General features: G+C 33.6%; 18 protein-coding genes. 1 reads left to right on the forward strand and 17 read right to left on the reverse strand.

All coding sequences use genetic code 11. The features are described 5' to 3' along the window. Nucleotides 1-42 precede the first annotated feature (42 nt). The 16 genes from sigH to HALHA_RS11235 form a co-directional block, all read right to left on the reverse strand. Complete coding sequence (sigH, locus tag HALHA_RS11165) at nt 43-729, reverse strand: RNA polymerase sporulation sigma factor SigH (protein WP_015327870.1); 687 nt, start codon at nt 727-729, stop codon at nt 43-45. A 199-nt stretch (nt 730-928) separates the two neighbouring features. Beyond that, nucleotides 929-2,074 carry a DUF362 domain-containing protein gene (locus HALHA_RS11170; RefSeq protein WP_015327871.1) on the reverse strand — a complete coding sequence of 382 codons (1,146 nt, stop codon included), beginning with the start codon at nt 2,072-2,074 and terminating at the stop codon, nt 929-931. A gap of 14 nt (nt 2,075-2,088) precedes the next feature. After that, entirely contained in the window at nt 2,089-2,214 is a 126-nt protein-coding gene (locus tag HALHA_RS13870; protein ID WP_015327872.1) for a hypothetical protein, read from the reverse strand. A gap of 106 nt (nt 2,215-2,320) precedes the next feature. Beyond that, nucleotides 2,321-4,048 carry an NADH-dependent [FeFe] hydrogenase, group A6 gene (locus HALHA_RS11175; protein ID WP_015327873.1) on the reverse strand — a complete coding sequence of 576 codons (1,728 nt, stop codon included), beginning with the start codon at nt 4,046-4,048 and terminating at the stop codon, nt 2,321-2,323. Between the two features lie 75 nt (nt 4,049-4,123). After that, a complete protein-coding gene (nuoF, locus tag HALHA_RS11180; RefSeq protein ID WP_015327874.1) occupies nt 4,124-5,926 on the reverse strand; it encodes an NADH-quinone oxidoreductase subunit NuoF in 1,803 nt (600 codons plus the stop codon). A gap of 30 nt (nt 5,927-5,956) precedes the next feature. Continuing rightward, a complete protein-coding gene (locus HALHA_RS11185; RefSeq protein WP_015327875.1) occupies nt 5,957-6,322 on the reverse strand; it encodes a (2Fe-2S) ferredoxin domain-containing protein in 366 nt (121 codons plus the stop codon). 5 nt (nt 6,323-6,327) lie between these two features. Next, nucleotides 6,328-6,873, reverse strand: a complete 546-nt coding sequence (locus HALHA_RS11190) for an ATP-binding protein (protein ID WP_015327876.1) — start codon at nt 6,871-6,873, stop codon at nt 6,328-6,330. After that, a complete protein-coding gene (gene nuoE / locus HALHA_RS11195) occupies nt 6,873-7,364 on the reverse strand; it encodes an NADH-quinone oxidoreductase subunit NuoE (protein ID WP_015327877.1) in 492 nt (163 codons plus the stop codon). Before nuoE ends, HALHA_RS11190 begins: the two co-directional genes overlap by 1 nt. Nucleotides 7,365-7,614: 250 nt before the next feature. Then, entirely contained in the window at nt 7,615-8,094 is a 480-nt protein-coding gene (rfaE2, locus tag HALHA_RS11200) for a D-glycero-beta-D-manno-heptose 1-phosphate adenylyltransferase (RefSeq protein ID WP_015327878.1), read from the reverse strand. Then, a complete protein-coding gene (locus HALHA_RS11205) occupies nt 8,084-9,082 on the reverse strand; it encodes a bifunctional heptose 7-phosphate kinase/heptose 1-phosphate adenyltransferase (RefSeq protein WP_015327879.1) in 999 nt (332 codons plus the stop codon). Before HALHA_RS11205 ends, rfaE2 begins: the two co-directional genes overlap by 11 nt. Continuing rightward, nucleotides 9,082-9,675 (reverse strand): D-glycero-alpha-D-manno-heptose-1,7-bisphosphate 7-phosphatase, encoded by a 594-nt coding sequence (locus HALHA_RS11210; protein ID WP_015327880.1) that lies wholly within the window; start codon nt 9,673-9,675, stop codon nt 9,082-9,084. The genes HALHA_RS11205 and HALHA_RS11210 overlap by 1 nt, the downstream gene beginning before the upstream one ends. A gap of 15 nt (nt 9,676-9,690) precedes the next feature. Next, nucleotides 9,691-10,263, reverse strand: coding sequence for a hypothetical protein (locus HALHA_RS11215; RefSeq protein WP_015327881.1), 573 nt, complete (start codon nt 10,261-10,263; stop codon nt 9,691-9,693). 72 nt (nt 10,264-10,335) lie between these two features. Next, nucleotides 10,336-10,599 (reverse strand): HPr family phosphocarrier protein, encoded by a 264-nt coding sequence (locus tag HALHA_RS11220; RefSeq protein WP_015327882.1) that lies wholly within the window; start codon nt 10,597-10,599, stop codon nt 10,336-10,338. A 92-nt stretch (nt 10,600-10,691) separates the two neighbouring features. Continuing rightward, nucleotides 10,692-11,153, reverse strand: coding sequence for a GAF domain-containing protein (locus HALHA_RS11225; RefSeq protein WP_015327883.1), 462 nt, complete (start codon nt 11,151-11,153; stop codon nt 10,692-10,694). A gap of 14 nt (nt 11,154-11,167) precedes the next feature. Then, complete coding sequence (gene rlmD, locus HALHA_RS11230; RefSeq protein WP_015327884.1) at nt 11,168-12,529, reverse strand: 23S rRNA (uracil(1939)-C(5))-methyltransferase RlmD; 1,362 nt, start codon at nt 12,527-12,529, stop codon at nt 11,168-11,170. Nucleotides 12,530-12,560: 31 nt separating this feature from the next. Beyond that, nucleotides 12,561-13,577, reverse strand: a complete 1,017-nt coding sequence (locus HALHA_RS11235) for a lysylphosphatidylglycerol synthase transmembrane domain-containing protein (protein WP_015327885.1) — start codon at nt 13,575-13,577, stop codon at nt 12,561-12,563. A gap of 211 nt (nt 13,578-13,788) precedes the next feature. On the opposite strand from HALHA_RS11235, the gene HALHA_RS11240 reads away from it, so the two are divergent. After that, nucleotides 13,789-14,079, forward strand: coding sequence for a hypothetical protein (locus HALHA_RS11240; protein WP_015327886.1), 291 nt, complete (start codon nt 13,789-13,791; stop codon nt 14,077-14,079). On the opposite strand, the gene HALHA_RS11245 is transcribed toward HALHA_RS11240, so the two are convergent. Beyond that, complete coding sequence (locus HALHA_RS11245) at nt 14,061-15,065, reverse strand: isocitrate dehydrogenase (NAD(+)) (protein ID WP_015327887.1); 1,005 nt, start codon at nt 15,063-15,065, stop codon at nt 14,061-14,063. The two genes, HALHA_RS11240 and HALHA_RS11245, sit on opposite strands and share 19 nt — an antisense overlap. Between the last annotated feature and the right edge of the window lie 168 nt (nt 15,066-15,233).

The following is a 15,233-nucleotide window of genomic DNA, read 5'->3' on the forward strand; positions in this document are numbered from 1 at the left end:
AAACAAAAAAGTCGTCCCAAGGACGACTACTCGTTTACGTAGCTATTTAATTGATAAATCTCCAACTTCCGATTTTAACTTCTCTCTTAATTCATCTATTTTACGCCTAGCTCGCTGTAAAGCATTATCTACCGTCTTTACACTTCCTTCAATCTCGGCAGCAATCTCCCTATAGGATTTCCCTTGAATATAACGATCAAATACATCCCACTCTAACTTAGTTAAATTATCTCTTAGTTGATTGGTTACTTCACCAACTAACTCTCGATTAACATAATCTTTTTCAGGATCATTTTGTTGATCAGGTAAGATATCCAACAAAGTTCGCCCTCTGCCACCATCATCTTTAGAGTAATTTAATTTCTTATTAATAGAAGTTGAATTATTAAGTGGCATATGCTTTTGCCGATTAGCAGTTTTGATAGCTGATATAAGTTGTCTGCTAACACACAAATGTGCAAAACCTCTAAATGAAGCTTCTCGTTTAATTTTATAGTCTCTAATTGCTTTGTAAAGTCCTACTAGCCCCTCTTGAATTACATCATCATTATCTAATCCCTTAATATAAAATAATTTAGACTTAGAATAGACAATATCAATATTACTGTCTATTAGATACTCCTCAGCCTGCTTGTCCCCTTGTTGGGCCAACCATACTACATCATTTTCCGGTATTTCCTCATATCTAGAAGTGTCTTGTTTAGGGGTTTGTTGATAGTTGCCAGCCATTATAATATCCCCACCTTATATATTTTTTGGATATTTAGTTGCTTATATAATCTAAATTGTAAACCTAAAAACTATTATATTACTGCTAACTTAATTAATTTATGTAATACTAGGCGTTAAACCTATGGCTAATTATGGAAACATTATTATTATAACAACTACGCCCGATTATATCATACACCATCTAAATTATCAAAATTTAACTCCAGAATTTTTTCACCTGTTTTATTAACTGAACTAATTTATGTTCAGTTACCACAATTGCTTCTTTAGGACATAATTCTTGGCAACATAAACACTTAATACAATCATCTAACTCAATTTTTAATTTATCATTTTTTTCAACAATTACTTTTTGAGGACAACTATGCAAACAACGTTTGCACTGTACACATTCCTCTTGCATAATTTTAGGACTAGATAAGAAAGAATTAAATACAGAACCTAATAACCAATTAGGTAATAAATTCAATAAAGCATTTGATGGTAATTTATACTCCCTTTCTGGCCTCTTAAAATCACCTAGTATCTCTATATTATCTAGATCATTAGTCCCTAGATCTTGTTGATTAGCAATACTAGTAATAGGTACTTCATCAGCACCATAACCAAGGTAAGAAGCAGCTACTGTATCAACAGCTACTAGATCAGAACCAGCTAGAATAGTGCCTACTTCACATCTATCACCAGTCGTACCTGGCCCATTGCCCTCTAAACCGACTATCCCATCCATAATAGTCAATTGGGGCTTAATCAAACTAAATAAATCAACAACCAAACCAGCAAAATCTCTAGGATTTGGGTATAACTTATGGTACTCAGCCTTCTTGGCCCCAGGAATACAACCATATAAGTTCTTAATTGCACCAGTAAACAAAGTTAAGCTGTGGGTCTTTATCTTAGGTAAAGAAATAACTACATCAGCCTCTAATAACACTTTAGGTAACGGAATTTCCTCTCCTTGACCTGAAGTCATAATTTTTGTTTCTACCCGATCAAAGTTAATTAACTCTACTCCTAAATCTTGACACACCTCCTTAATACCAGTCTCCTTAAATGCTTGTTGAGTTAAGGAGTGGTTAATCATCATCCCCCCAGAGCTTTCTCCTACCTTAACCTCTCCCCCAGCATCTTTAACTAATTCAATTACTGCTTTAACAACAGCTGGATGAGTAGTAATCCCTAACTTAGGTTGATGTGGACTTAATAAATTAGGTTTAAGTAGCACTGTATCCCCGCTAGAGACAAACTCCTCTATCCCCCCTAATAAAGATATAGTCTGCACTACCTTCTCTTTTACCTGCCCATAATTATAATCTGTACACCCTATAGAAGCTACTTTCAATTTCTGCCCCCTCTCTAAATTAACTTGGCCAATAAACTATCTAATTTGCCACCTATGACAGTATAAATAACTACTACTAAAATAACCACTAATCCTGCCAATAAATTAGATTCAATTAATTTCAGTTTATTATCATCCATGTAATTGCCTCCAATCATAAATTATTATACCAATTTTTATTTAAAGTTTAAATAGTAATAAACAAAAAGACAGGTAGGATATCCTACCTGTCTTTTTTTAATCTTATTAATTTTTATCTCGCTTCTGGTAATTAGTATGCAGTAAGTGATGAGCTTTTTCACTTAATGGTGCTCCTAAGAAATCTTCATATAATTTCTTAATCTCTGGGTTTTCATGAGATTTACGAATCTTATCAGATTGATCAATATTATATAACCCTTGGCCACGCTTAGCTTTGATCTCTTTAGAAGCTGGATATGGCTGACCGCCACCTCCAACACAACCAGCTGGACAAGCCATCACTTCAATAAAGTCATAATTAGCTTCACCAGCTTTAACTTGGTCTAATAAATCCGCTGCATTGCCTAAACCATGAGCCACAGCAACCTTAACAGTATCATTTCCAATTTCTACTGCTGTTTCTTTAACACCTTTTAATCCACGAACTTCATCTAAGTCAAGCCGTGGTAATTCTTCATCAGTTAATTTTTCATAGACTGTTCTTAAAGCAGCCTCCATTACTCCACCAGTCGTTCCAAAAATGGTTCCTGCTCCTGTAGCTTCACCCATCATTCTATCATACTCTGTATCTTCAAGTTCTGCAAACTTAATTCCAGCTTCTTTAATCATTCTAGCTAACTCTCGAGTAGTCAATACTGCATCTGTATCCTGAGTACCACTATCTTGTAACTCTCCTCTTTCTTTTTCAAACTTCTTAGCTGTACAAGGCATAATAGAAACAGTATAAATATCTTCGGCTTCTAAATCCTTTGTCTCAGCATAATAAGTTTTAGCTAAAGGAGAAAACATTGACATTGGCGATTTAGCTGTTGATAAATTATCTAATAACTCTGGGTAATTATGCTCACAAAACTTAACCCAACCTGGACAACAAGAAGTTATCTGTGGTGTATTAGATTCTTTATCTTCTAACCTTGCTAATAACTCACTTCCTTCTTCCATAATAGTTAAATCAGCAGCAAAGTCAGTAGAGAATACTCGATCAAAACCTAGTTGGTTTAAAGCAGTAGCTAATTTTCCAGTTACTACTGTACCAGGCTCCATACCAAATGGCTCTCCCATTGTAGCTTGAATAGATGGAGCAGTCTGGACTACAACATGCTGATTTTCATCTTCTAAAGCCTGCCAAACTTTATCTACTTCACTAACTTCAGTTAAAGCTCCTACAGGACAAACTGTTACACACTGACCACAATTAGCACAATTAATTTCTGCTTGTGGTAAATCAAAAGCTGTAGTTACTACAGAATCGAAGCCACGCTGAGTAAAATCTAAAGCAGATACACCTTGAATTTCTTCACAAGTTCTTACACAACGTCCACATAGAATACATTTGTTTGGATCACGTTTAATTGACGGGCCAAACTCATCAATCGGATGTTTTGTCTGCTCCCCTTCAAATCTAATTTCATTAATTCCTAACTTTTCAGTCAGACCTTGTAATTCACAAGTTCCACTTCGTTCACAAGTTAAACATTCGTTAGGATGATTAGCTAATAATAATTCTACATTTGTTCTTCTTGCTCTTCTAACTTTAGTACTATGGCTTTTAATCTCCATCCCATCTGCTACTGGAGCTACACAAGAAGCTAATAAATCACCTGTTTTTGCATTTTCTACTACACAAACTCGACATGAGCCAAATAAGCTTAAATCTGGATGATAACAAAGTGTTGGTATATCAATCTCTAATTTTTTCGCTGCATCCAAAATAGTAGAACCCTGTTCTACTTCAACCTGCTGGCCATCTATAGTTAACGTGATGGTAGACATTTTCTTACCACTCCTTTTAATCACTAGTAAATTTATTTAATCAATTTTAACTTATAACTTTTAGCTGCTCAATTATTATCCGCGCGAAATTGCATCTGTTGGACATTTATCAGCACAAGCACCACAAGAGATACATACTTCAGCATCAATTACATGATCTTCTTTAGGCTCTCCCTCAATAGCATCTACTGGACAAACTTTAGCACAAGCTGTACAACCAATACAAGCATCTGCATCTATAACATAGCCTGATGATAATTCTGAACATGCTCCCGCTGGACAAGTTTCATCATAAATATGAGCTTCATATTCATTACGGAAATATTTTAAAGTACTTAAGACTGGATTAGGAGCTGTTTGACCTAAGCCACAAAGAGAAGTACTCTTAATATTTTCTCCTAAATCCTCTAATAACTTAATATCTCCCTCTTGCCCTTCACCAGCAGTAATTCTTTCTAGAATCTCTAACATACGTTTTGTACCTTCACGACATGGTGTACACTTACCACAAGATTCACTTTGCGTAAAGTCTAAGAAGAAACGAGCTACATCAACCATACAAGTATCTTCATCCATTACTACTAATCCACCAGAGCCCATCATAGCTCCTGCATCGATTAAAGAATCATAATCAACTGGTAAATCTAAATGTTCCTTTGTTAAACAACCTCCAGAAGGTCCACCAATTTGAACTGCTTTAAAGTCCTTATCACCAAGGATTCCACCACCAATATCAAATACAATCTCTTCAATTGTAATCCCCATTGGGACTTCAGCCAATCCAGTATTATTAATTTTACCAGTTAAAGCAAATACCTTAGTACCTTTACTTCCTTCAGTACCAACTTTACTGTATTCCTCAGCAGTTTCTTTAATAATCACTGGTACATTAGCAAAAGTCTCTACATTATTAATATTAGATGGTTTACCCCACAAACCTTTTTGAGCTGGGAATGGTGGTCTAGGACGTGGCATTCCTCTTTTACCTTCAATAGAATTCATTAAAGCTGTTTCTTCACCACAAACAAAAGCTCCCGCTCCTTCTTTAATGTGTAATTCAAAACTAAAATCAGACCCAAATAAGTTATCACCTAATAAGCCGTATTCTTCTGCCTGATCAATAGCCTTTTGTAATCTCTGGATTGCTAGTGGATATTCAGCTCGGACATAAACATATCCTTCGTCTGCTCCCATAGCATATCCACCAATAATCATTCCTTCAATTAGTCGGTGTGGATCTCCTTCTAGGATACTCCGATCCATAAATGCTCCAGGATCTCCTTCATCTGCATTACAGATAATATACTTTTTATCACTTTCAGCATCATGAGCAAATTGCCATTTTAGTCCAGTTGGGAAACCTCCCCCACCACGACCACGCAGTCCTGCATCCTTAACTTGATCAATTACTTCTTGAGCAGACATTTCTGTTAAAGCTTTACCTACTGCTTCATAACCTCCAACAGCAATATATTCTTCAATATTCTCTGGATCAATCCGTCCACAATTAGCTAAAGCCACTCGTTGTTGTTTTTCATAAAATTCAATGTCATGATATGATGGGATATTCTCTTCAGTAATTGGCTCTTCATATAATAATCTTTCTACTGTTCTACCTTTTAATAAATGCTCTTCTACTACTTCTTCCATATCTTCTGGTGTTACTTCACAGTAAAATACACCTTCTGGATAAATAATTATAATTGGCCCTTTTTCACAAAAACCATGGCATCCTGTTTCAACTACCTTGACTTCATTCTTTAAGTCTTTAGCATCTAATTCATCTCTTAAAGCATCTTGTACCTCTTTACAACCTGAAGAAACACATCCGGTTCCTCCACAAACTAAAATATGAGATCTATAAATAGATTCTTCCATTTGCTTTACCTCCCTCAAAACTTAAATTTATTACTCCTCTAATCTAGCAACAACTAAATCTTCTACAATATGACCATTTACTATATGACCAGCTATAATTTTCTTTACATCATCAACTGTAACTGGACCATACGTAATTCTGTCTTTCCCTGGTAGTTGGACATCAACTAGTGGTTCTTTTTCACACATACCAATACAACCAGTTTGAGTAATAATTACATCTAAATCTCTTTTGTTTACCTCTTTAACAAGAGCCTTCATTACTTCTCTTGCTCCAGCTGCAATCCCACAAGTTCCCATTCCTACAATTACTTTAGGTTTATTGATAGTATCTCTAGTTTGTAAATCCTTTTGAGCCTTCTTTCTTAATTCCTTTAATTCATCTAATGATTTCACACTAATCACCTCCGCAATTGTTCTAAATTATCAGTTAAGTAACCTTCTATCCAATCTAATACTTGAGGATCATTAATTTCTAATTTTGGCCCTAAATTATTCTTTACCTCTCTAGTATCAAATTCAAACTTTTGCTCATTAAACTTATGTTGATATACTAAATCAAGCTTCGGATTAGAAACTAAAAAAGTAATTATAGTTCCTACTATATCACCTAATGGTGCTCTATCTATATGACTATGTCTAAAAGAGGCCACTACCTTAGTTCCTAGATCTAGATTAGATTCTAACTTAAAATCCCCTTCACACCTCTTAGCTGCTGCTTTAAATAATGGTAATCCTAATCCTACATCTCTAGTGGTTCGTGATGTAATAAATGGATCCAAAACGTCTTTTTCTTGTCCTTTGTTCATTCCAGAACCATTATCAATTACTTTAATAAGTAACTGATCATCCTTAATATTCTCTTCGATAATCACCTGTATTAAAGTAGCCTCAGCAGTTATTGAATTCTGGATTATATCTAAGATATGAAGTGATAATTCTCGCATTATTTATACTGTTCTAAAACTTCTGATACTTTATCTGGAGTCATTCGACCATGAGTATCATCATTTACCATAATTACTGGGGCCAAGCCACAAGCACCAATACAAGCTACTGACTCTAAAGTAAATTGTAGGTTATCAGTAGTTTCGCCATCATCTACTCCTAACTGATCTCTAATTTCATCTAAAACTGCTCCTCCACCACGCACATGACAAGCAGTTCCCATACAAACTCTAATAATATTTTCACCTCGTGGCTCTAAATGAAACTGAGAATAAAAAGTTGTCACTCCATACACTTGACTAAAAGATAAATCTAATTGATTAGCTATTTCTTTTAGTACTTCTTCTGGTAAATAACCATACTCGTTTTGAGCATCTTGTAAAACTGGGATTAAATTTTTCTCTTTTTTCTCATATCCCTCTAATACCTTCTTTAAAGGTTTTAGATATTGTTCTTGATTGTCTGCTTCATTTCCACATTGACAAGCCATAATCACTATACCCCCTTTAAATTTTACAATAATCTTAATCTGATATATTATATTTACTAATCTAAATATAACACACCATGAAATAAATTCCAAGGTTAAAATAATATGTGAATAACTTCACTTGGATGATAAATAAAAAAATTCTTACCTCTATTAGATTATATGTAAAAACCAATAGCATGTCAAAATTGATAATTTAATAACAATCATATCAAATAATAAAGATCCAATCAAAAGATTGGACCTTTTATTAACCATATGTTTTTAGTATCTTATTTACAATTTTAGTAGTCGAAGCACCTTTTATTTCTGAAACTAATTTAATCTGTCCTCCATACTCATTTACTACTCTTGCTTCTGGTAATTCCTCTATTTTATAGTCGCCTCCCTTAACATAAACATTAGGTTGTAACTTAGCAATTACTTTACTAGCAGTTTTCTCAGCAAAAATAGTAATATAATCTACCACCTCTAGATTGGCCAATAATTCAGCCCGTTCCTGTTCAGAAATCAAAGGTCTTTTTTCACCTTTTAAAGCTTGCACAGAAGTATCACTATTTAAACCAACAACCAATAAATCACCATTGGTTTTAGCCTCCGCTAAATATCTAGTATGACCAACATGTAATAGATCAAAACAACCATTAGTAAAAACAACTTTAGCACCAGCTTCTTTTTCAGTAGCTAAAATTTCTTTTAATTCTGCTAAAGAATAAATTTTACTCATCATTATCTTCTCCTTGAATTACTGTAGATAATTCTTCTTTAGTAACTGTAGCAACCCCTAACTTTCTAACCACAATTCCAGCAGCATGATTAGCTAATTTCATTGCTTCTTCTAAAGAAGCACCACTTGCTAAAGATAAGACCAAAGTTGCAATTACAGTATCACCAGCACCTGTTACATCAAATACTTCTGTGTAATTAGAGGCCGAAATATGAATCATTTCTTCTTTAGTAAATAATTGCATTCCTTCACCACCTAAGGTGATTAATATAGCATCTGCCTCTAATTTTTCTTTTAATTTCCAACCTGCTTTTTCTATTTTATCTGGAGTATCAAGTTGAAAACCTACAGCTTTTTCTGCTTCCTCTTTGTTTGGTGTAGCAATGGTAATCCCTTTAAAGGTAAGCAAATTATAACGAGAATCTACTGTAATAATTTTATTGTATTTATTAGCTAAAGCAATCACTCGCTTCTTTAAATTAGTAGTAAAGACTCCATTACCATAATCAGATAGTAATATAGCATCAAGTTGGTCTATAATCTCTTCTACATAATCTATTAGTCTTTCCTCAATTTCTTTATCAATTGCATGTGTCTCTAATTTATCAACTCTAACTACTTGTTGTTTTACCATCTGATCTCCCCCAGCTAAAATTCTAGTCTTTACAGAAGTAGGGCGAGATTCATCAACTATTAAACCCTCAGTTTTTAATCCTAGGTTATTTAATTTAGTATTTAATTTCTGACCGACCATGTCATCACCAATCACTCCAGCTAAATAAACATTTCCTGCTAAAGAAGCTACATTATTAGCAGCATTACAGCCTCCACCAGGTAGTATTTCTTCTTCATCTTGCTCCAAAATTAAAACAGGAGCCTCTCTAGAAATACGCTCTGGTTGACCAGTGATAAATTCATCAGCAATCATATCACCTATAACTAAAATATTTTGATCATTAAAATTTGGTAAATGCTGCAATAAATCAACCACTACTGATCCCTCTTTTCAAGATGTGATAAAATCCATTCCACTGCATCATGCAAGTCTTCTGCTACATAATCTGGCTTTACTTCCCAACTATCACGATCATTTTCATAATTACCTCTTCCATAACCTGTTAATACTAAAATTCCTTTGGCTCCTACTCTGCGAGCCGTCTCTACATCACTGATTTTATCCCCCACCATATAGGATTTATTTAGATCTAAATCAAATTCTTCTGCTCCTTGCAATAACATACCTGGCTTAGGCTTACGACAATTACAGTTTTTATTAAACTTCCCCTCTCCTACATCAGGATGATGATGACAATAATAAATTTCATCTAAATAAGCATCTTCTTGGGCAAGTAATCGCTCTAACTTAGCATGAACCTCTCCAATCATTTCTTCTTTAAAATAACCGCGAGCTACACCAGCTTGATTGGTTGCTAACAAAGCTTTAATTCCAGCTTGATTAAGTTTTTTTATAGCTAAACTAGTTCGTGGCAATAACTCATAACGACTAGCGTGGTTTACATAACCAATCTCTTTACTTACTGTTCCATCTCGATCCATAAATACTCCTACACAATTTAAATCCATTAGTTCTCTCTCCTCTTAAAAATAATATCTCATACCAACATTTAATCCTTCTGTCCGTTTTTGCCCACTAAACCTTCTGTGCTCTATCTCTAAATAAGTACGTCTAGTTAATTGATAATCAAATCCTAAATTATACCCTAAATAATTTTCATCAGGGCCCGTACCTAATAAGAAATCAAACCCTACATTTAAATCCAAACTATCTGTCTCTTTTTTAGAAATCAATAATCCAACTCTTGGGTCTCCTTCATTTAATTCCTGCAACTTAGTATGATAACCTACTATTGCAGATAAATTAAAGTCTGGCTTATTAATAATAGCTAATTTAGCATTTAAATCTAGCACATTTCTATTATTCTTATTTTTATCTTTGTAGTGAGTAAATAATCCTTCAACTCCAAAATTAGATGACAGGCCTATATCGGTTTCCAAATTTAAAGCAATTAAATTCCCATTTAAGGTTTGAACTCCATACGCAACCGAAGGATGATAAGGATCAAGTTCAGCCTTTTGTAAAGCTGAAGCAGAACCAATATTCATTAACATAACAACCATTATCAATATTACTACTGTAACTTTATTCTTCATTTACAATCCCCCTTTATAACTTGTCCAACTATCAATATAACATATTTACTACAATAATTCATTGCTAATATTTTACTCGTTAAATTTCCCCTTAATAATTGTAGCAATTTCTGCTACTGCTTCTTCTTCATCTACCCCATCTCCTTGAATTATTACTGCATCATCACATCCAATTGCTAAAGATATTAAACTAATAATACTCTTTACATTGGCCTCTTTATTACCATGAATAATTTTTAACTCAGATTCAAATTTATTAGCCACATCAACCAATAAAGCAGCTGGTCTAGCATGTAATCCAGTTTGGTTTTTAATTTTAACTTCTTTAGTCACCATTTATTATCACCTCGCAAGTAGTTGTATAATTACCTAATTATATATACAACTTTATAATTCCTGCTTAAATACCTTTTTAAATTGAAAATAATCTACCATTGGCATTGCTCTATTAAAATATCTACTACCCCTTCTAAATATTTTTGATCAAGTTCATTAAAGCGTTCTTTAATCGGACTATCAATATCTAATACCCCTTTTATTTCTCCGGCGATAATTATGGGGACTACTATCTCTGATTTAGAAGCAGCATCACAAGTAATATGTCCTGGAAAATTATGTACATCAGAAACTACTAGAGTCTCTTTTTTAGCTATCGCCGTCCCACAAACACCAGCCCCTTTATCAATTCTAATGCAGGCTGCTAGTCCTTGAAACGGGCCAAGAACTAACTGTCCTTCTTGCCACAAATAAAATCCAGACCAATTGACCTGTTCTAAGTTATTATATAAAACTGCTGCTGTATTAGCCAAATTAGCAATTAAATTATCTTCATCAGCTGTTAATCCTTTAATTTGAGTAACAATTGTATTATATTTTTCTTCCTTAGTCATTTCTTTCACTCCTTTTATTTTTTCTTAATCAATGCTACATTTTCAATATGATAAGTCTGAGGAAACATATCAACTGGCTGAATCTCTTCTGTATAATATCCTAAATCTTTTAGCCTCTTTAAATCCCTCGCCAAACTAGTTGGTTTACATGATACATACACAATTCGTTGAGGTTTAATTTTTGCAAAGGCCTCTAAAACTTCTTCATGACAGCCCTTACGAGGAGGATCAACAACAATTACCTCTGGTGAAAACTGATTCTTAAGTTGAGGTAGCACATCCTTAACCTTTCCTACAGCAAATTGACAGTTATTAATATCATTTAATTTAGCATTTTCTTTAGCTTGTTCAATTGCTTCTGGAACAACCTCAATACCATAAACCTCCTGGGCCTGATTGGCTAAATAGAGAGAGATAGATCCCAAACCACAATAAGCATCCAGTACCTTCTCCTCACCTGTCAACTTAGCATACTCTAACACCTGATCATAAAGCACCTTAGTCTGTAACGAATTAACCTGAAAGAATGACAAAGGGGAGATTTGATACTTAATTGGGCCAATATAATCAAGTATATACTCTTGACCAGCTAATAATGCAGTCTTATCTCCTAGTACTACATTAGTTTGCTCTGGATTTACATTTTGATAAACACTAATTAACTCTGGTACTTCTTCTAGTAATTTATGGGCGATTTCTTGGCCCTTAACAAATTTCTCATCTTTAGTAACTAAGACTAACATTGCTTGATTAGTACACACTCCCACCCTGACTACTAAATGGCGCAATAGCCCTTGATGAATTTCTTCATTGTAAATAGATAAATTATAATCCTCTATTAATTTTACTGCTCTATCAACAATTCGATTAATAACTGGATGTTGGATTTGACAATCCTTAACTTTAATTAACTTATGACTTCCAGCTGCATAAAAACCCGTAATTACTTCTTCATCTTCAACCCCTAAAGGAAACTGAGCTTTATTACGATATAGATAAGGATTTTCCATACCCTTAACTTGATTAATCTTAATATCATCTAGCTTGGCAATCCGCTCTATAGCATCTTCAACCATCTGTTGTTTATAATTAAGTTGCGCCGTATAATCAATATGTTGCATCTGACATCCACCACATAAATCATACTTGGGACACTCCGAATCAATTCTTTCCTCTACTGGTGCAACTACATCTACTACCTTCCCCCGACCATAATTTCTTTTTACTTCTGTAACCTTTATCTTTACTACTTCTCCTGGCACTCCACCAGTAACAAAAATAGCGAAATCATCTTTTCTACCTACTACATCTCCACCATAAGCTATATTCTCTAATTTAATAGTTGTCATATCTCCTACTTTAACTGGTTTGACCATTCTACTCCTCCCTTATATCTAATTTAAGCCTTTATTGGCTTACTTCCTTATCTAAATTAAAAACTTTAAAGGAGATTATTCCTCCTACTATCAAGTAGCTATAATAAGTAAAAAAACGCCAACCCCCTACTACTATTCCTAGCACTGAGACTGGTAAACTCTGTTGTAACAAACTAGCTAAAATAACCTCCACTCCACTACCTCCAGGGATTGGAATAAAGATAGCAGCTGTATAAATCAATAACTGGATTAAGATAAGAGATCCTAAGTTCATTTGTAAATTAAGACTTCTGATTATAAAGTAAATAACTATAAATTGAGCACTCCAGGATAACACTGTTAGAATAAAACTAAAGACTAGCTCCCACTTACTAACCTTTAAGTATCTCCAAAGAGCTTGATAAAAAATACGTATCTCCCTAGCTAATTCCCTTTTCCAAGCATATATCTTTTGCTCATCAACAATTTTTTTAATTAAGCTTCTATTTAATAACCAAAAGCAGATTAAAACTAAATTACGAGGGTGATACAATAATAAATAAATCACTACTAATAAACCTAGAATAAAAATCGTGACCCCCAAAATTAATAGTTTGCCATTAATATAAGAAACAAATAAACTACGTAACTTAAAAAATACTAATGGTAAACTAAAGATAAAAAAGACTAATCTAAGAATTAACTCTACGATTACAATAGCACTAGCTCTACCCGAAGAAACATTTGATTTAGCTAATGCAACCACTTTAAAAGGTTGGCCCCCAACCCCTGAGGGAGTAATATTAGCAAAAAAGCTACCTACTAAACCTATCTCAATAGCAGCTAACAAAGGTAATTTAACATCTACCCCTTTAGCTAAAACCTTTAGTTTAAACCCATTAGCAAACCAAACAAACCCCATAATACCTGAACTAATTACTATATATATCCAGTTTAAATTTTTTAACACCTGCCAAGTTTGTTGATTAACTGTAAACAAAATGAGTATTACAAGTATTATTAAACTGAAGCTTAATGTGAATAAAATTTTATTTTTTAACTTATTCATTTAATCCCCCACTAAATTACTAGTTCAATATTAGTTTATTTCATTATCAAATATCAATTCATTCAACAAGTAATTATATCAAAAAATAACTTCTAAAAAAACCTTTTAGCAAAATTGATTAAAAATAGAAGACGACCCACTAGGGTCGCCAAAATTTAGAAAAGGATTTTATCATAAAATAACTAATCATATTATACAAGGAGGTATTAATATGAAAAAAGCTTTTATTCCAACTTTAAATTGGTTAATATTTAATACATTAGCCTATATTATCTACTTTTTTATGGGTTGGAACAAAAAAATTGAACTATTCTTCAGGGCTAGTAAATTAATTAAAATCCCTTTGCTAGAAAATAATCCTTTACCTTTGTTTTATCTAATTAGCATGGGAATTATTATAGTTATTGGTCTTTTTGATACTTATATTAGAGCTCACCAGCAAGAAACACAAGAAAAAGAAGATGAGATCAAACACAGAAGATACTACTCTACCCCTAGTTGATTAATTATTTCTTCAGTTAATTCAGTCGTAGTAGCAGTACCACCTAAATCAGCCGTTAGTACTTCTCCTCTAGTCAATACCTCTTCAATAGCAGTTTCAATTTGAGAAGCTGCTTTTTCTTCTCCTAAATGCTCTAACATTAGGCAAGCTGATAATAATAAAGCAATTGGATTAGCTTTATCCTCTCCTGCAATATCAGGAGCAGAACCATGAACTGCTTCAAATACTGCTAATTGATCATTTAAATTAGCTCCAGGTGTTACACCTAATCCCCCGATCAAACCAGCACATAGATCAGATACAATATCACCATATAAATTAGGTAAGACTAATACATCATAGTCCTCGGGGTATTGGACTAACTGCATACACATATTATCAACAATTTTATTATTAAACTTAATATCTGGATAATCTTGGGCTACTTCTTCTGCTACTGACTTAAATAAACCATCACTTAACTTTAAGATATTAGCTTTATGTACTGCTGTAACCTGCTCTCTATCATTTTCTAGAGCATATTCAAAAGCTGCTCTAACAATTCTCTCTGAAGCTTCTCTAGTAGTAATCTTAATACTCTCTGCAGCGTTATCTCCTACATTATGTTCAATCCCAGCGTATAAACCTTCTGTATTCTCTCTAAAAATTACTACATCTAAGTCAGAAAACTGAGTTGGTGCTCCCTTTAAAATCTTAGCTGGTCTTAAATTAACATATAAATCTAACTTTTGTCTAATAGCTACATTAACACTTCTAAATCCACTTCCTACTGGGGTGGTAATTGGCCCTTTTAAAGCCACTTTATTCTTCTTAATTGACTGTAAAACTTCTTCAGGTAACGGTGTTCCATACTCTTCCATTACATTGGCCCCTGCATTTACAGTCTGCCACTTGATATCTACTCCTGCTGCGGAAATTATCTGCTGTACCGCCTCAGTAATTTCTGGTCCAATTCCATCTCCTGGTATTAAAGTTACATTATACATCTTCTCACTCCTCATCTAATTTTAGATAATATTAATATTATGTACATAATACAGTCTCTTAACCAAGATGTCAATTTTAACTTTAATCTTAATCTAATCAGATTGTAATTTCAAAGGATATATGATAGTATAATTATACCTATATTTGAATAGATATAAAAGGAGGTA

The organism is Halobacteroides halobius DSM 5150 (assembly GCF_000328625.1).
In the GTDB taxonomy this organism is placed as follows: domain Bacteria; phylum Bacillota; class Halanaerobiia; order Halobacteroidales; family Halobacteroidaceae; genus Halobacteroides; species Halobacteroides halobius.